The sequence below is a fragment of the Wolbachia endosymbiont of Cantharis cryptica genome, assembly GCF_964277405.1.
Taxonomy (GTDB): domain Bacteria; phylum Pseudomonadota; class Alphaproteobacteria; order Rickettsiales; family Anaplasmataceae; genus Wolbachia.
The window spans coordinates 1,314,759-1,333,415 of sequence record NZ_OZ195521.1 but is presented as its reverse complement, the minus strand read 5'-3'; the positions used below and the strand labels follow the sequence as shown (position 1 = coordinate 1,333,415).

Sequence of the window (18,657 nt, the reverse complement as noted above, 5' to 3'; positions counted from 1 at the left end):
ATATTAACGTGTTAGCCTGCATACAGTATAATCTTTCGTTTGAGTAAGAATAGTTTGATGCCACCCATCAAGAAGTGTGAAGTTGAAATATACATCACCTTTATAAGGTCTGTGAATTTTTGTTACGATGAATTCTGAAATTAGATCGTACTCTAAAAAAAGGTGTGCTATTTGTGCTCCACCAATCATGAAGATTTTAGAACTACTTTTGATTGAAAGAAACTCTCGCATAGAAGAAACAATAGTGCATTTTACTCCTCTGCTAAAACAAGAATTTAATTTGTCACGAGAAAAAACAACAGGGATACGATCCTTTAGTATGTTTTGAGGCATAGTTTCAAATGTCTTCCTTCCCATAACAATGACTTGTTTATCAATCACCTGACGAAAATGCTCTAACTCACTTGGATAATGCCAGGGCAATCCATTATTTATTCCAATCACCCCCTTGGGGTCAACAGCCATAATTCCAATAATCATCATCCCTGTAAGGCAGCTTGGGCTACAAAAAATCGCATGTGATCACGCACATTATGCACTCGAAGGAAATCAACCTTGTTGTGTAATACAGATGATGTAGCAATTGTTTCTAAATCTCGGTTAAGTACAAGTTCTGTGGAAAAAGAAGAAATAAATGACTTTCTGGAATGACCCACTAAAACTTTGCAGCCAAAACTTTGTAATGCTTCTATACTGCGTAAAATCCAGATATTCTGGTATAGGGATTTTCCAAAACCAATACCAGGATCAATAATTATTGAGCTTTTATCAAAACCTAGAGCTAGTAATCTATTAATGCTCCTCTCTGCCCAATGGTTTATGGTACTAACCGGGTCAGTGTCACCTGGAATAATGTTGTCCTTGTGTGGTGGTATGGAAAGCGAATGCATAATAACGATACTACACCCACTGTTAGCAATTGCTTTTAAGGTATTATCATCTAGATCTCCTTTAACGTCGTTTATCCAAGCAATGTTATAGTGTTCCAAAACATTCAAAATAACATCTGGCCAGAAACTATCAATGCTGACTCTAATATCACCAACTTTCATGTATTGATTAAGATTATCAAGCACTGGTTTTAAGCGTGCATACTCTACTTTTGGAGTTTGTATCGAAGATCCAGGTCTTGTTGATTGAGCGCCGAATTCAACTATGCTTGCACCATCTGATACCAGTTGCAGTGCCTGTGTAGTGGCTTGATCTGCATCATAATAAAGACCACCATCTGAAAATGAATCAGGAGTAATATTGACAATACCTGCAAACTTTGGTGAAAGCGTAAAACTCCTTAAGAAGCAATCCTGAATGTTAGGAGCAATAGTACCGAATGTTTTGTTAAGTGCTGCCATAGGGTTAAGCATCGCCATCAAGTGAAGCAAAAATGGTCTGTTTATCAATTCTGGATGAGGAATCTTAAGGCAGGGTGTATCGAGTGTCAGATCATCCCATGACAAAATATCCAAATCAATAATACGAGGTGCCCATTTTTTATGGACCTGTGGACGGCCCATATCACATTCAATTTGTTTGAGGCCTTTTAATAGCTCTTCAGGAAGAGCAAGACAGCTTCCATACACTACCATGTTTAGAAATGGCTTGTCCCACTCAGTTGGAGCACCACTTGGTAAAATAGCCTTAGTTTCTAGAATAATCGAAGATTTTAAGTCTTTAAAATAGCGCTCCTTTAATAATTCAACAGCCCTTTGTAAATGAGAAAAACGATTTCCCAAATTTGAGCCAATAGAAATGTAAATCATCAGTTGTCTTTCCGTTCTTGCGATCCATTACAGTAAGTAAAGAAAACACCTCCATGCACACCGGGAATGGGTGGTGCAACTTTGTGAGTAGTCACTCTTATAGAAGAGATAATATGCTTCTTTTGCATCAAAAGGTTATTAATGGTTATGTATATATCATGAGTTAAATACTCGATTAAATTGAACTGCTTGCTCTGAACAAGAGATTGAATATTTTGCACTACCTCCAGATAGCAGACAGTATCTTCAATCCGGTCAGTCATAAGCCCTAAAGGAGGAGACTTAAAAGTAAAATCAACATTAATACTAACTAATTGAGGATGAAACTTTTCTTCTGAACTACACCCTAAGTGAACCCAAAGCCTTAAATCCTGGATAAGGAGGTTGCATAATGGTTTTGTATCTAACTTCATAATAATCACTTCATACTTTCCTATTTTCTAGCTTGCAAAACCTACATGCTCATGAAATTTATCAAGTTATTTAAGAAAAGTTTTTATTTTTTTATTAATATGAAATCTCTCAATATGCATGAGCGTTCATCATTCCATCAAGAAAACCCCATAAGAGTTTTGCTCCTTTTTTAGCACCTTGCATAACTTTACTTTGCTCTACCTCTTCTAAGCCGGCAATTAGATCTGCACACTCCTGAGAATGCCATTCATCAGCATCCATATGAACAGTGAAAAATTGGAGAGAACGTTCATCATTTATTGAATAGTGTCTTTTCAAGCCATCAATTTTAGACTTAGAAACCTCTGGAGTTTGGCGTTCATAAGCATAAAGAGCTCCAAGACCCATTGCAAAGCCTGATCGTACAATATCAAAGTAACTATCAACCAACTCTTGTGTCTCTTTAATCTGTGCATCTTTACGAAGATCAGATCGTGTGACGCCAAGCCCTTCAGCAAAACGTTGCCACAACTCTGGATGATTTTCATCACCTTGCTCTTCTTCCATTAAATTACCAAGCAAAACTTGTCGCATTTTCAGATCTGGGCACAAAGAATGTATACCACTGATATAACGAGGAAATGCAGCAACATGATGATAATATTCCTTAGCATAGACTTGCAGAGCTTCAAGGCTCAAATTTCCTTCATTCCATGATTGGTAAAACTGATGTTTCAATAAGTGCAAGTCATCTAATTCTCTATTAAGTAATTGAACGAATGCTATAATTCCCTCCCTAGTTGACATGAAACCATTCTAGGCTATTCGCAGACTCACCAGATGTCAAGAGATATTAGAACCTACGTGCTACTTAAAAGGTATAGATAGTATGGTCATTTGGACATTTCCGAATTTACCATTCTGTACCATTGATCCTCATCTAAGATTTCTACACCTAATTCCACTGCTTTTTTATATTTGGATCCTGGATCTTCCCCTGCAATTAGGTAGTTAGTTTTAGCAGAAAGATTTGAGCTGATTTTTGCTCCTAGAGTTTTTGCTCTTACTTTTGCCTCTCCCCTACTCATAGTAAGTAGCTTACCAGTAAACACTATAATTTTATTGTTTAAAACAGAATCGCTAGAGTTGGCACTAACAGGAAGAATTTGGAGACAGGCAGTGAGATCATTCAATATTCTGATGTTATGTTCCTGAGAAAAAAACGATTTCAAAGATCTAGCCACTTCTTTTCCTATGCCATCTATACCTAATAGCTCATCACCAAAAGATTTAGCCACTTTTTCTCTTGCGCCATCTGTACCCACTAGTTCGGTATCATCTGATGATAATTTAATCATCGAATTATACCATTTATCATAAGAGACATAATAATCTGCAAGCAATTCTGCTGCAACTTGGCCAACAAATCTAATACCTAAAGAAAATATAAACCTATCTAGAGTTATTGCCCTTCTGCTTTGTATAGCATTCAATAAATTAGCTATTGACTTCTCGCCCCAATCAGGCTGTTCTTCCAGATTAAATTCATTCAACCTTTCTTCTAAGGTAAAAATATCAGGGATTTGCTTTATCAGACCAAGGTCATAAAAAAACTTTATCTGCTTTTCACCAAGGCCAACAATGTCAAATGCATCTTTCGATACAAAATGCTTTAGTTTTCCTATTATTTGAGCTTTACAGGTAAATTCCTTAGAGCACCTTGTTGCTGCTCCCTCAATCTTTACTTCACTACCACATTCAGGACATACCTCAGGAAACACAAATTCAGGTGTATTTGCATGACGAGAACCCTTATCTACTCTAACAATTTGAGGAATCACGTCCCCGGCCCTTTTGATTGTTACAATATCTCCTTCTCTTATATCTTTACGTTTTATCTCATCTTGGTTATGCAGACTTGCTCTACTAACTAGCACCCCGCCAATATTGACCGGCACTAAATCTGCAACTGGAGTTAAAACTCCCGTTCTACCCACCTGTATAAATATCTTATTTAACTTTGTCTTTGCATAAACTGCAGAAAACTTGTATGCAAGTGCTGAGCGTGGTGCTTTGTGAGTATTTCCTAGACGATCTTGTAGTACCAAATCATTTACTTTATAGACTATTCCATCAATATCATAATCTAAGTTATAGCGATAATTATAGATCTCGTTATAGAACTCCAGCATTCCATCCAAACTGCTCGTTAAGGACTGGTGCTTATTTACGTAAAAACCAAGTAACTCAAGCTTATTTAGTACTTCACTTTGACTTTTCTCTGCTCCACCAATCAAAGAATAAGCAAAATATTTCAATGGTCTACTTGCTGTAACGTTCGTATCCAACTGCTTCAGAGAACCAGCGGCTGCATTTCGAGGATTGGCAAATTCATTGTTTTCATTTAACTTTAAAAAGTCACTGTTACTGATATATATTTCACCTCTTACTTCTAACCTATCTTGCACACCTTGCAAAAATTTAGGAAAACCTTTTATTGTCCCAACATTGTTAGTGACATCTTCTCCTACAAAACCATCGCCTCGAGTTGCAGCTTTAACGAATCTTCCATCTTCATAAATTGCAGAAAACGACACTCCATCAATTTTTGGCTCACAGAATATCTCTATTTCATCCTCAATTAAAAACCTTTTTATTTTAGATAAAAATCTCTCTACACCTTGTTCATCATAAGCATTCTCAAGAGAAAGCATAGGTTCTTGATGTTTTACTTTAGAAAATCTCTCATCAGGTTCAGCACCAACACTATCTTGTGTTGTATAAATTTCTGGAAGTTGTGCTTCTATTTCAGCTAACTTTTGCTTCAGTTCATCATATTCAGCATCAGTGATTTCTGGCTTATTTTTTTTGTGATATAAGATATCATGATAACTGATTTGATCCCGCAGTTTAGTCAGTTCTTCCATTATCCTTTCTAAGTCAGTCATGATATCAATATAATGCCTCATTAGCTTTCTCGTCAAGCTGGTTGGTATGGTAGAGGTAAAGTGTTAGAAAACAGCAAAAGAAGTATGCAGATAGTTGAAATAGGTGACAACTTAAGAGCAGAAGCTAGTTCTATTGAGCATTGTTGGCAAGAGCTGACTGCAGCAAGAAAATTCTTGTTGGATAATTGCATTAGACTTCTTGCATAACAAACTTTTGGCAGCGCGTTGGAAAAACGACTTGACAAACTCCGCCAATCCTCTTATCATGCTAGTGGAGTTATTCATTTAGCTTCAATCTGTGCAGATTAAAACGACAAAAAAGTATTATAATTGGCGTCTTATATTCGATTTTTTGCACTATGTGCACCCTATGTCTTCACAACATTTTTAGGTTTTTACCTATAAAAGCTGAAACGGGCTTATAAAGCGTTTAAGACAGTAGAGAACGCCGATTTGCAGGATTAGAGAGTAAGCACTATCTAACACGGAACTTTTTTGCCTTTTTTTCTGCTTAGAAAATTTTTTAGACATTTATAGCTCAAGATTAGTTGCGTTAAAAAGCAGCTAAGTCGCGGTTATTAAACGTTTAAAACATAAAAAAACGCCAATGTTTTTAAATAGATGTTGACCGGGATTCCTTTTGCCTTTTTTTAGGTTATGCAAGAGGTCTAATGCATCATTAATTCTAGAAAATGCTATACTTTTTAACCTGACTTAACTCACAATTTTTTCTTATTGATCCACAACAAGCTCTTTGTTATAGTTTATAATTATGCAAAAAGTCCTAAAACTTCTAAAGACCTAACTTCTATATATTTATTTGCAACTAGTGACCAGAATCACTTATTATACTATTAAACTTTGAAGCTATACAAAATTTCATATGATAATATTAATAACAAATGATGACGGTTTTGAAAGTGAAGGAATAAAATTACTCAAAGAGGTTGCACGAAATTTTGCATCAGAAATATGGATAGTGGCACCAGATATTGATAGAAGTGGAGCTGCAAGATCTCTTGATTATCCAGTGAAGCAATCTATTAGAATAAACCAATATGGCGAAAAGGAGTTTAGTGTGTCTGGTACCCCTGCAGACTGCGTCATTATCGCGTTAAATAAGATTATGGATAAAAAGCCAGACTTAATATTATCTGGAGTAAACATTGGATCAAATGTTGGGGACGATATTTGTTATTCAGGAACAATTGGTGCTGTAATGGAAGGCGCTGCAAGATCTATACCTTCTATTGCGCTGAGCCAAGTATATCATAATGGAATAAACTGGTACAATACAGAAGTTTTTGCACCAAAGGTTATTGCTAAACTAGTTGAGGTTGGCTGGCCTAAAAATATAGCGATGAGTATAAATTTTCCTGCTACAGGAAAAGTAAAAGGAATAGAATTTGCTGAGCAAGGCGAATATAACATTGATGGGGATTTAACCTTTACTGAAAATTCGGATGGCTCTTTAAGTTTAAATTGGTCTCGAGAACACTCAGGCAGTGGTAGTGTAGGTAAAATCAAAGAGGGATTTATTACTATCACACCAGTAAAATTAGATTTTACAGATTATGATACATTGAATGCTATGAAAAATTCTTATGCAGACGAATTTTCTTCCATAGCTAATTGAAAAAAATATTTGCAAATCTTTTATAATTGAATAATATGTGGTTAGTTAGACATAATAGCCTCCTAAGTTCACACCTAAAAGGTGCGAATTGAGGGTTTCAATAAACACAATTGTGTTTTAGGATGCACGGTCCCAGAATGTGGTGATGTGGGTTTAGTATAAATAAATTAGGAAATTTTATCCACTAAGAACATATAAATTCACAAGAGCTTTCAGTCTTTTGCATAATTGTAAGCCATAACAAAGTTATAAAGGTGCTCTAATATAGCCCAGGGTTTTTTACATATGGACTTTTCTGATGGTAATACAAAGAGATTAGAAACTTTGAATAGTCAAAATTTTAAACAATAACTTTATATCTAGTAGCTTTGCCTTCTCCAAGACGCTGTAAGTATTTCATATCCAGTAGTTTTTTTGTAATTGCTTCTACTGTTCTTGGAGGAAATCCTAGGGCTTCTATAGCATCTTTTCTGCTAAATTCTTTATCTGCAAGACCAAGTGCCCATTCCCAGAAGAGCAATTGTTTTCTTGATAATAAATATTCAGTATTATCTCTCTCAAGAATATAATGCGCCTCATTTGCTTGTGTTTTAAGCATATTAAGAAAAAATATTAACCATGGGGAAATATCTTCTTTACTACTTTTCCAACTGCTTTGTGTTTTATTAAGCGCTAAGTAATAATCAAGTTTGTTCGTCTCAATTATCTTTTCATGTGATACAATAGATACAAAATCATAACCCTGCTGTAGTAGCATTAAATTAGTTATCAATCTACTGGTTCTGCCATTTCCATCTTGAAAAGGATGTATCGCCAAATACTCAAAAACAAAGTTAGCAACAATAATAAGAGGATGCTTAAATTTATTATTTAAGCACCAGTGATACCAATCAACAAGCTCTTGTACTTCCTTTTTAACAAGATAAGGTGGCGTGGGGTCAAAAATTATACCAAACACATCTCCATTCTGATCTTTTGCCTCAACTCTATTCGGACTTGTTTTATATTTGCCCCTATGATATAAATCTTTATCACTATAGAGCAACATCTGGTTATTAATGTGCAATATTGATGACTCACTAATTGGAATATCTGTATAATCATCAAATATCCATTTAATCATTTCTAGGTAACCAGCAATTTCTTGCTCATCTCTGTTTTTAAATTTTTTGATACGCAGGTTTCTATATAAAGTTTCAACTTCTTTATCTGTTAGGCGATTCCCTTCAATACGATTAGAAGCACCAGAGGATGTAACAATAACTGAGTGGGTTAATCTTTCAATAGTTTGTGGCAGTAGTCTTTTTGTTATCTGCCAGCTATTCTTAACACTATCAATTGCAGTAATTAACTCATATGCTTGCTCAACTACAGGTGCTTCTAGGTTGAGACGTGTACTAAGACGAAAATTCTTCCAATCCATATTTTCTCACATGCATGCTATGTGATATTATGTGAGATAATGTGATAAAAGTCAATAGGACACGGAAAAGGGGGGATTCGAACCCCCGACATATTTTCATATGTGCACGCTTTCCAAGCGTGTGCTTTAGACCGCTCAGCCACCTTTCCACACTACTTATAATATTGAAAATTGTGCTGCTAAACAAGTTCAGTTATAAAAACTAGGTATATAAGGTTCACCGCGAAAATTTACAGTATTGTTAAACTTATTTTTGCACGTTGAAAATGTTTTATCGCAACCTGCGAGTATCGAATATTTATCTCCAGCAAAAATTTGATATGGAGGCGAAGTAAATAACGTGATTACTTTATTTTTATATTCTTTCACTACACCTTCAAATGCTGTGTGTGCTGCTGAGCCAAAAAATTTCACTACTCCGTGCTTATAATATTCATCGCTCTCAGTTAAATTAGTGTCTTCAAATCTTCTTTCATCTATCACTTTAGCGATTGTACTTATTTTACTAAACTTTCTAGCATCGGCTTTACATCTACCATCACAAAATTGTGCTCTGCATGTAGGAGAACATAATTCTGCTATGCTTCTCTTAAGCTTTGCTGAGGGTCCTCTGATTTCAACGATAAACCTTCCACTATTTAATGTTACTTTACCAAAAATTCCTGAATGTAGGTTCATAGTTCCCTGGTTCAAATCCTTGTAATTTACAAGAAATATCTCAATATTTGCAAAGTCATATTTTCCTGATAAAACATCTTCTTCTTTAATATTATCGCTGTTCAATATCCCTTCAATCTCCAGATTATCAGTTTTTAAATCGCTGTTTAATATTATACTACTGGTCGTAAATCCACTTGAAGATCTATAGAGTATATTATCAATATTTAAATTCTCGTCATAATCAGTGAATCCCATTACCTTTCCATCAATAAGTGTTAATTTCCAGCACGTAGCGATGGTAAGTAACTCTCCAGCTAAATGATTTTTTAATGTGGTTTTCATAGGGGCCTCCTATTTAATTGATTGAATTTAAAAGTAGCTATACGGCTAGTAGATAAGCCAGTGTGTTCTTTTTCCGTCATCTGAGTAGCTATATCCCAGTGCGTGACACTGGGATATGGTTACTGGGATAACAAAAACTTGTACTGGGGACTACATGAATGAGCAAGATACACACCACATTTAAGCTGTGGTGTGCATTAGCTGGTTAGAAAGAAAACTTCACACCAGTAAGGAAGAGAACTCCTTGGTTAGAAGGTGCTGCATCTGTACTGTCTACTTTTGTAATCTTATAACTGTCAGCTTGTTTCTCGTCAGTCATAAAGTAATGAAGAGCTGCGTAAGGAACAAATTTGCTCTTACTACAAGCAGGAGATAGATCATATTGAACGCCAAGCGCAACATCATGAAGCATATCTTCATCATTCATTCTACTTCCAAAATATGTCAAACTCGTGTAGACATTTTCATATTGATAACCAGCCCCTGCAGTCCAATACATGGTGTCTTTACCATCTCCTTCAAACTGAGCTTTCAGCCCTTCCACTCTTTTGTCATCAGTAATATCTTTATATTTTAAAGCAGGGACTTTACTTAATTCTTGAATATTTTTTGGTTGACCAGATTTGCCCAAATATGCAAAGGATGCAGCAAACTTTGCGCTTTGGTCTTCATTAATCTTATAGTCAGCGCTTACACCCAAATTAACGCCCATTAGGTTATTGTATTCCACAAATTCGTTATAAATATACTTAGTACCATCTGGTTCTTTCGCCTGACCATATTCACCAACTGCAGAAGCTTTAACTTTTACATTATATTTACTCAAGTCATATTCGCATGATGCACCAGCACTTATTATGTGCTCATAATTTGGACCAATATGTCTTATGTCATTATTATCTTTTACAATAAACAAACTACTATCATAGCGAGGTGAATAGCTAATACCAAATCTTGCACCCATATAATTTGCTGAGTAGAAAGCAGCTCTAAATGGTAATGTGGTCATAACGTCTTTATGGTATTTCCCTGCCATGCGGAAAGAGAGTTTTTCACTTTCACTCGAGAAACTTTCAGTGTAAAGACGTGGCGTTACATAAAATGGAAAGCTTGCAGCGCTTCCTTCTAAGTTCACTTTTCTGAACCAATCGCTATCTGCAGCACCATCAACAGTTGCAATCCTTGTTGCATCAAGCCTCATCAGAGCCTCAGGACCAAACTGATAACCAAGTTTCAAGTCACCATATCTTGAACTGAAAAATATGTGTGCACTTCTGCCTCTTGCAGCATAAACACCTTGTGAAGCTCCTTTGCCTTCTGTAACTGGAACGTGAAATTGCACGTTAGCACCAAAAAGAAGACCCAAATCTTCATTTTTATTCTCTGCTCTTAAGTGCAATATCGCATCCGTACCCATACCCATATTATTGCTATAATCACCGATGTTTTTTATTCCCTCAGGGAATATTGGATTTGCTCCTTTTATTTTATCAGGCTCAATTTTATAATAATTTTCAGATTTGCCTGCCATAACGTTATAACGTTCATACTCTTCGCCACTTGGCCCAGCTTTGCCATAACCTTGAGCATCAACAACACCACCAAAAGTTATTCTTAAACCACTTTCTCCTTTGTTGGTGTTGATAATATCAACGCCGCCAACTGAAACAACAGGACTTGCCTTACCTTTTTTCTCTATATTTTGATTAACAACTTTTATGTTTTTCTTTACATCTTTAGCTTCAACTTTAGCATTCTTAGCTTTTGAATTTTCTACATTAGAATCCTTAACGTTTATAGTTTTTACTTTTGCTTTTGAATCTTTTACAAGCTTTGCTTTCTTCTCATTCGCTAGTCTTATCTCCTCTTTTTTCTTTTTCTCAGCCAGCTCTTCCTTTTTCTTAAGCTCTGCAGCTTTCTTCCTTGGATAATCATTACATATCCTGTCCATCTTTTCTTTCAGTTTTTTATTTGATGTTTTCATAACTTCCATTTTTCCAGAAGTTATTGTGCTCTCTTGCTTTTTTACTTCCTTTATATTTTCATCAGAAAAGCCAGCAGCAAAACCGCCGAAAGAACATAAAGTTAATAAAGAAGCTAGAGCAGTTCTAGTGTAGGTAGATTTTTTCATGAAGTGCCCCCAAAAAATTTCAAAATCATTATCTTAAACGTAAATAATATAAAAGTGTTGAAAATTCAACTTAAAGCAACCTTATAGCTGAAACAAAAGTAAAATGCAACACCTTAAAAGCAACTTTTTTAATATGCCCAACATGCATGTTAACTAAAACTTAGCACAGAATGATGTTTTTTACTTGTTATCCACATTGTAACTCTACTATTCACTCTGCGGAAGTAAAATTTTTCTATGGTCAAGTAATAAAATAGCAGAAATTAAAGAACTCTTATCAAATATTATTGACAATAATATTAATCAATGTTATAGTTAATTAACGTTGTTTAGCTTACAATAGATCGAGGTATTCATGGATTTTACGTAATTTGCTTGGCATCGCAGATGCTACCAGAGTTGAACCATCAAGCTCTACCTTAGTAGATGGCAATAATAAGATGAAAGAAGATAAATCTGAGATCATTAAAGATTGTGAATTTATAAATCCTCGTGATCCAAATGAAATACATTCTTTACCTGATCAAACAGGTAAAAGTGTTGTAGAAATTGCAGGGTTCAATAAAGAGAAATTATTAGAAATGAGTAATTTTTGTAAAATAAGCTATGGTGATAAAGACGATAAGCTAGGTGAAAAAAGTTATAAAGCCTTAGTTTACAAAACTGATGAACTTATTGAGGATGAGGAAGATTTCGTAATCCTTGAAAATGAAAAAATGTATAAAACTAGAGCTGAACTTATTAGCGAAGGTTATGAAACTATTCCATTTGGTAATAGCTTTGAAGAAGATGCTGGTCATGTTTTCATAAAAGATAAAGAAATAACAATAGCTTACCATGGTACTCGTGGCTTAAATGATGCAATCACTGATGTGAATGCATTGTTTACTACCTCGGAGCTTTTACCTGAAGGTGGAAGAATTCATCGCGGTTTTTATAATTCATTTACAGATTCATGGCCTAACCTTTATGGTATTTTAAAATCTTATGCTGAAAAACAAGAATCAGAAATAAAAGATTTCAAAATTAATCTCACAGGTCACAGCATGGGAGGAGCTGTTGCTAAGATAGCTGCCTTATGTCTTAATAAAACAGAAAGCGCTAAAGATGTTCATGTTGCAACTTTTGGTGATCCAAGAGTTTTTGACCTTACTGCTAGTGAAATTTATAATAACGTTCTTCAGGAAAAAACCATTAGGGTAACTCAACATAGACAAGACCCAGTGCCAGCAGTATCACCTGGTTTCCTTGGTTATGCTCATGTAGGTGCACAATTAAGAGTATCAGCACCGGAAGAATACACTGTCCATAAAATAGATGGTTACCATGAGGCTATTTATAAAACAGATGAAAGCGATTTCCAGTCAAATAATGACGTATCTCTCTTTTACTATCCCGTTAGGGCACTAAATCTAATTAACTGTGCGATTCTCGGTAATGCTCAATATTATGCTGCCAATTTAGGAAGTTATATTTTAGGTGAGTCAAATTTTTTTGAAGGAGTGAAAAGTGGATATTCAAACCCCTCTCGGGTTACACAAGTAGAAGTTGAGCAGATAGTGCACGAAAATTCCTCATCTATTGTAATGGGTGGGTAGTTACTATTATGGAGCAATTTTAGATTGCTCCATTAACATTAGAAATTGTCTAGAAACTAGTAAATTCAAGCATAATAGACTTCTTGCATAACAAACTTTTGGCAGCGCGTTGGAAGAAATTTCTTGACAAACCCCGCCAGTCCTCTTATCATAGTACTGAAGCTATTTATTTATCTTCAGTCTGTGCAGATAAAACGACAAAAAAACTTAGTATATCTGGCGTGTCATGTTTAATTTTTTGCACTATGTGCACCTTATGTCTTTATAAAACTTCTAGGTTTTTACCTAATATAAGCTAAAATGCGCTTAAAAGCGTTACAAGACATTAAAAAACGCCAACTTATAAAATAGGTAGTGAATAACTAGCTACTCAGAGTTTTATTTGCCTTTTTTTCTGCTTAGTAAATTTCTTAAACGTTTATCGCTAAGGTTAGTTGCAATTAAAAGGCAGCTAAGTCGCACTTATTAAGCGTTTTAGAATAAAAAAACGCCGATATTTCGACACAAAAGTAAATAATTGGCCACCACGGGGCTTTTTTTGCCTTTTTTTAGGTTATGCAAGAAGTCTATTCATTAATTACATAAATTTAATCCTATTTAAAATAGCTAAAGCATTGAAATTCTTGAATTTTAGCTGTATTAGTGAATGGTAATGAAATTTCTTTTACTCAAATTACTGACCGTTCTTGTTATAAATACCAGAATAGTAAGCTACTCCATCTTTTTTATCTTTAATCCATCATAGCTAGCGGCTGGGTGCCTGACTCGTATTAGGGGCCATTTGTTATTTTATGTTATTCAACAAAGTGTCAAAATTAGAGGTCCACTTATAACAGAAAGAGTGTAGTTTGCCCTCTTTGCTATAAAATAAGTTTTTCTTTTTAGCCGTTTTGTTAGTATTAATTTTCATCTAAATTAACTGTACTACAATGAAAAAGATAAAACTCGGAATACTAATTTCAGGCAGGGGATCAAATATGCAGACCTTGATAAAAGCATGTCAAGATCACAATTTTCCCGCAGAAGTGGTATGTGTTATCACAAACAATAGTGAAGCTGCTGGCCTCAAAATAGCAGAGCAAGCAGGAATTTCAGCATTTGTTGTTGAGGACAAACCACTTGATGCTAATAAAATTCACGAAATACTTGTGCAACATGAGGTTAATTTAGTTTGCCTTGCAGGGTTTATGAGAATTCTAAAAGCTGATTTTCTGAGTAAATGGAATAACAAAGTTATAAATATTCATCCTTCTTTACTTCCATCCTTTAAGGGCCTAAATGTTCAAGAGCAAGCTCTAAAAGCAGGTGTAAAAATTACAGGTTGTACTGTGCATTATGTCACTCCTGAGGTTGATGCTGGAACCATAATTGTTCAGGCTGCTGTGCCGGTGTTACCAAATGATGATATTCAGAGTCTCTCAGAACGTATTTTAGCTGAGGAGCATAAGTGTTACGTGGAAGCAGTAAAGCTAATAGCAGAAAGTAATGCTAAGCATTTTAAATAAACTTAAATATATATCTAAATGAACCTATTACAAGCAAATTAGAGAGATCGTGGAGTATTGCTCCCTTTACCTGAACGTTAAAATTAACTATATATATTAAAATTACAAAGATCTATAGTTAAAAATTTATCCATATTATAGTAATGATTTACCTTAACTATTCCTTCCAACTTCAACAAAAAATAAATTTTCGGGTTCCAGTAAAGAGCTTGCTAACTCGTTCACTTCTTCAAATTTTACATCATTGATATTGCCTACAAAGTTATTTATATGAGTAATATCGCGATTATTCATCTGAATATTGTCTAATTTTGCAACTATGTTGTTATTGTTAAACATAGAGAAAATATAGGAATTTACCATACTGGTTTTTGCATCCTTGAATAACTGCTCATCAATTCCCTCCTTTTTTATTCTGCTCAATGTATCTTTTACCGCTGAGATAGCTTTACCAGCAGTAGAGCTATCAGTGCTAAGACTTCCAGCTATAGCGTTCCCATGTTTATTGGGAATAATACGTGCACCAATACCATAAGTAATACCCAAGTTTTGTCTCAGTTCTTTCATTAATATTGAATTCAGCCCCATACCGCCAAGTGCATTAATTAAGACACTAGCGTTATAATAATTAGGATCTTCATAAGCTATACCTTTTTGAGCAAAAAGTATCACACTCTGTGGTATATCCATAAAAATGTTCTTACTTTCTGCAGGACCAAAATCATTTTTCACAGGTATTTTTCTAACTTTTGATCTTTTTGGCGGCAATTTAGATAAATATTTATCCAGTAGTGCACTAATTTCTTCCTTTTTTGCACAGCCAACAACACTGATAACGATGTTATCCTTAGTAAAATTACGCTTTATGTATGTTAAAACATCACCTCTAGTAATATTTGTTATAGTATTAAGAGTACCATATTCACTTTTTGAGTAAGGGTGCTTTTTAAACATCAATGCATCTAATTCTTTTCCAGCAGCAAAAAAAGGATTTTTTTCAAGATTATTAAAATCAACCTTGGCTTTCTTGAAAACTCTATTCAACCCTTCAGAGTCAACTTTAGGACGCATTATAGCGTCGCTCAGTAACGAAATTGCATCCTCTAGATTCTCAGACAAAGTATTTAATGAAACCCTAAATGCTTCTAAATCAGCAATAAAATGTAGATTAATTCCTTTATCTTTAAGTTTTTTTGCAAAATCTTTGGCATCATTTTTTCCTGCCCCTTCTTGAATTACAAGAGAAGTAAACCAAGCAAGTCCCTGTTTTTCTGCATTTTCATACGCATAACCTGCATCTTTGAACGATATATTTAGTGAAATTTTTGGTAAATCGCAGTTTTCAACAAATAAAAACTTAAATCCTTTACGGGTGGTGACCTCCTCTATACTTAAGTTACCACTTGCTTGTAAATTAAAGCCTAGACAGAAAAAAAATAGAAATACAAGTTTACTTATTCTCACCATTATTACCTCCTTTTGGCAGCAAACGACCAATTAATTTATTAGCAGAAAAGATAGTACGAATTTTGCTATTTACATCCTCTAGATTAACATCATTGATTTTGCTGTATGAAATATCTATTTCATCAAGTGGAATGTCAAGTGCTAAGCGTGAACCATAGAAAAATGCTATATTAGTTAAACTGGATAAATTATCAAACTGTGCTGCTTTGTACCTATACTTTGTGCTTTGCAGCTCCTCATTTGTTACTCCTTCAGAGATAAAGTTATTGATAGCACTATCTAGCCCTCTTTCAACAGCGTCTAAGTTCACTCCGCTTTTTGGAGTTATCTCAATATCAATGTAGCCATTACTAAAAGCTAAACCATCATAATAAGCAGACACTGACACTGCTACATCTTTATCTAGAACTAAATCTTTATATAGTTTGCTAGACTTGCCACCCCCTAAAATGTCAATTGCTAAATCAACAGCAGAGGCTTCTCTTATATGCTCAAACAAAGGCACGCGATAGCGAAAATATAAAACTGGTTCTTTTACTTCAGTGCTTTCTAAAGTCACTGATAGATCTGCATTATGCACTGGATCCTGATTTGGATAATGCCTAATTACAGGCTTAGCTCTAATTTCCCCATATTTTTCTTCCGCTAATTCCACTACTTCATCAAATTCCACATCGCCAACAATCAGCAGTATTGCATTGCCAGGATGGTAATAATTATCATGGAATCTCGTTATATCATCCTGGTTGTAAGTTTTGATATCGCTCTCCCAGCCAATAACAGATCTGCCATAGCCAGTACGGTAAAATGCACTATTCATTTCCTCCCATAATAAGTTGTTAGGATTATTATCAAATCTCATCTTCCTTTCTTCTAGTACAATGTTTTTTTCTCTATCTATTTTGTCTTGAGTAACATTGAAGTTGCCCATCCTGTCTGCTTCAACTTCCATTGCAAGTGGTAAATCTTTTTTGAGGACTAACTCGTAGTAACAGGTATATTCTTTAGTGGTAAACGCGTTAAATTGAGCCCCGATACTACTCATAGTGGAGTCTATGTTTTTAAACTTTCCTGTAGTTTCAAACATTAAATGTTCAAAGTAGTGAGCCAATCCTGCTTTGCCGATTGGATCATCCATTCCCCCAACTTTATATATTACTGCATGCAAAACCGCTGGAATCCGATGATTAGGTACGACATAAACATCTAACCCATTGTTGAGTTTAGCATATTTTATATTGTGCTCTATACTTGAAGCATTCAAAGAAATTGGATAAGTGAAAAAAAGTGCAGGTAATACAAAAAAACTAAAGAATTTGTGAAGCATTACTATAACCTAATATAATTGAATCGAAAACAATGATTTTATTCCTCATTTTGCTTGGAAATAAACCTATCATATATGTACCATTTATATAGCAACGTGAACATTCCGCAAGCTATATATAAATCTGCCAAATTAAAAGCTGGCCAGTACCAATCTTTAATATGAAAATATATGAAATCATATACAGCTCCCCAGTAGATCCTATCAACTACATTTCCAATTGCTCCGCCAATCATCAGAGAAAAACCAAGATAAGTTAATTTATCATTAGACTTGTATACCAAATAGGCAAGTATACCAATTATTAGTATTGAAAATGCTGAAAAAAAGAGGTCGCTATATGGTAAAGTGCTGAACATTCCAAAACTAATGCCTGAATTCCATACTTCAACTAGCTTTATAAAGCTTGAAACCTCAATTGACTCTCCTTCATCAATCAACGAATTTATGTACAGCTTGCTCATCTGATCAGTCAATACTATAGTTAGTATAATAATTAAGCATAGTTTTTTCATAAGTCTGTCTTTAACTGATAAACCTCAAGTATATCATGATTTATCTGTTTTGTTAATTCGTCAACACTATGAAATCTTTTTTCTGGCCTGATAAATTTTAAAAGCTGTATATTGACCTCACGGTCATATACGTCTTCATTAAAGTCGAATATGTGCATTTCTACTATGGGCTTTTTTAAATCCCTAAACGTAGGCCTCATACCAATGTTGACCACTCCATATAACCAATTTGGATTACTATCAGGAAATGTTACTCTAGCGTAATATGTGCCAAACTTAGGTTTTATCATGCAATCTTCTATAGAAATGTTTATAGTGGGAAATCCTATTTCTCTACCTCTACATGCACCTTTTGTTACAATACCAGAAACTTGATAAGGTCTGCCGAGCAATTTATTAGCAATTTCTATTTCGCCTTTTTGTATATATGCCCTAATTGAGGAAGAAGAGCAAATTTCATTATCAATTATTAATGGCTCCAATTTAGTCAAAGAATATCCATACATTTCAGAATATTTCCCTAGGGTTAATATATTACCCAATCGTTTATGACCAAAAGTACAACTTTCTCCAACAATTATGTGTTTAGCGCTATATTTACCTATCAAAATCTTACTTATGAAGTCATCGCAGCTGACCTGAGCAAAGCCTTCATTAAAATTAACAATGTATAAGTAATCTATGCCATAGCTGCTGATTAGTTCCTTTTTTTGTTCTTGGTCTATTAACCTAAAATTGTTTCTACCAAATAAAACAGTTGATGGGTGAGGTTCAAAAGTTAAAACTGCAGAGGGTAATCCTCTTTCTTGTGCTACCTTCTTTAGAGTGGAAATTGCAAATTCATGTCCTAAATGAATGCCATCGAAATTTCCGAAGGTTAGTGCTATATTATTTTCTATCCCTTGCTCACAATTATAAATAATTTTCATACAATTTGATGTTTTTACATGTT

General features: G+C 34.6%; 16 protein-coding genes and 1 tRNA gene. 4 read left to right on the top strand and 13 right to left on the bottom strand.

Going from position 1 to position 18,657, the window contains the following annotated elements; translation table 11 throughout:
* Positions 1–3: 3 nt before the first annotated feature.
* The 5 genes from ACICP6_RS06565 to ligA form a co-directional block, all read right to left on the bottom strand.
* Complete coding sequence (locus tag ACICP6_RS06565; RefSeq protein ID WP_395463075.1) at positions 4–483, bottom strand: dihydrofolate reductase; 480 nt, start codon at positions 481–483, stop codon at positions 4–6.
* Positions 480–1,760, bottom strand: coding sequence for a dihydropteroate synthase (gene folP, locus ACICP6_RS06560; RefSeq protein WP_395463074.1), 1,281 nt, complete (start codon positions 1,758–1,760; stop codon positions 480–482). The genes ACICP6_RS06565 and folP overlap by 4 nt, the downstream gene beginning before the upstream one ends.
* Complete coding sequence (locus tag ACICP6_RS06555) at positions 1,760–2,173, bottom strand: dihydroneopterin aldolase (RefSeq protein ID WP_395463073.1); 414 nt, start codon at positions 2,171–2,173, stop codon at positions 1,760–1,762. The genes folP and ACICP6_RS06555 overlap by 1 nt, the downstream gene beginning before the upstream one ends.
* A 109-nt stretch (positions 2,174–2,282) precedes the next feature.
* Entirely contained in the window at positions 2,283–2,939 is a 657-nt protein-coding gene (locus tag ACICP6_RS06550) for a CADD family putative folate metabolism protein (RefSeq protein ID WP_395463686.1), read from the bottom strand.
* 107 nt (positions 2,940–3,046) lie between these two features.
* Complete coding sequence (ligA, locus tag ACICP6_RS06545) at positions 3,047–5,101, bottom strand: NAD-dependent DNA ligase LigA (RefSeq protein ID WP_395463685.1); 2,055 nt, start codon at positions 5,099–5,101, stop codon at positions 3,047–3,049.
* Positions 5,102–5,161: 60 nt separating this feature from the next.
* On the opposite strand from ligA, the gene ACICP6_RS06540 reads away from it, so the two are divergent.
* Both ACICP6_RS06540 and surE read left to right on the top strand, forming a co-directional pair.
* Entirely contained in the window at positions 5,162–5,308 is a 147-nt protein-coding gene (locus tag ACICP6_RS06540) for a hypothetical protein (protein WP_395463072.1), read from the top strand.
* Between the two features lie 676 nt (positions 5,309–5,984).
* Positions 5,985–6,737, top strand: a complete 753-nt coding sequence (surE, locus tag ACICP6_RS06535; protein ID WP_395463071.1) for a 5'/3'-nucleotidase SurE — start codon at positions 5,985–5,987, stop codon at positions 6,735–6,737.
* Positions 6,738–7,077: 340 nt separating this feature from the next.
* Here the strand turns inward: surE and ACICP6_RS06530 are convergent, their stop codons facing one another.
* The 4 genes from ACICP6_RS06530 to ACICP6_RS06515 form a co-directional block, all read right to left on the bottom strand.
* A complete protein-coding gene (locus ACICP6_RS06530; protein ID WP_395463070.1) occupies positions 7,078–8,160 on the bottom strand; it encodes a Fic family protein in 1,083 nt (360 codons plus the stop codon).
* Positions 8,161–8,222: 62 nt separating this feature from the next.
* A tRNA-Ser gene (locus tag ACICP6_RS06525) sits at positions 8,223–8,309 on the bottom strand.
* Between the two features lie 40 nt (positions 8,310–8,349).
* A complete protein-coding gene (locus ACICP6_RS06520; RefSeq protein ID WP_395463069.1) occupies positions 8,350–9,162 on the bottom strand; it encodes a DUF2163 domain-containing protein in 813 nt (270 codons plus the stop codon).
* A gap of 205 nt (positions 9,163–9,367) precedes the next feature.
* Positions 9,368–11,293: a hypothetical protein gene (locus ACICP6_RS06515; RefSeq protein ID WP_395463068.1), complete on the bottom strand. Its 1,926-nt coding sequence runs from the start codon at positions 11,291–11,293 to the stop codon at positions 9,368–9,370.
* A 440-nt stretch (positions 11,294–11,733) separates the two neighbouring features.
* On the opposite strand from ACICP6_RS06515, the gene ACICP6_RS06510 reads away from it, so the two are divergent.
* Together ACICP6_RS06510 and purN are read left to right on the top strand one after the other, a co-directional pair.
* A complete protein-coding gene (locus tag ACICP6_RS06510) occupies positions 11,734–12,891 on the top strand; it encodes a lipase family protein (RefSeq protein ID WP_395463067.1) in 1,158 nt (385 codons plus the stop codon).
* Between the two features lie 929 nt (positions 12,892–13,820).
* Positions 13,821–14,396, top strand: coding sequence for a phosphoribosylglycinamide formyltransferase (gene purN / locus ACICP6_RS06505; protein ID WP_395463066.1), 576 nt, complete (start codon positions 13,821–13,823; stop codon positions 14,394–14,396).
* 153 nt (positions 14,397–14,549) lie between these two features.
* Here purN and ACICP6_RS06500 read toward each other — a convergent pair whose 3' ends face one another.
* The 4 genes from ACICP6_RS06500 to ribF are packed head-to-tail and all read right to left on the bottom strand — an operon-like array spanning position 14,550 to position 18,634.
* Complete coding sequence (locus ACICP6_RS06500; protein WP_395463684.1) at positions 14,550–15,860, bottom strand: M16 family metallopeptidase; 1,311 nt, start codon at positions 15,858–15,860, stop codon at positions 14,550–14,552.
* Complete coding sequence (locus tag ACICP6_RS06495; RefSeq protein WP_395463065.1) at positions 15,847–17,190, bottom strand: M16 family metallopeptidase; 1,344 nt, start codon at positions 17,188–17,190, stop codon at positions 15,847–15,849. Before ACICP6_RS06495 ends, ACICP6_RS06500 begins: the two co-directional genes overlap by 14 nt.
* Positions 17,191–17,228: 38 nt before the next feature.
* Positions 17,229–17,705, bottom strand: coding sequence for a signal peptidase II (gene lspA / locus ACICP6_RS06490; RefSeq protein WP_395463064.1), 477 nt, complete (start codon positions 17,703–17,705; stop codon positions 17,229–17,231).
* On the bottom strand, positions 17,702–18,634 hold the full coding sequence (gene ribF / locus ACICP6_RS06485; protein WP_395463063.1) for a riboflavin biosynthesis protein RibF: 933 nt from the start codon (positions 18,632–18,634) through the stop codon (positions 17,702–17,704). The genes lspA and ribF overlap by 4 nt, the downstream gene beginning before the upstream one ends.
* Between the last annotated feature and the right edge of the window lie 23 nt (positions 18,635–18,657).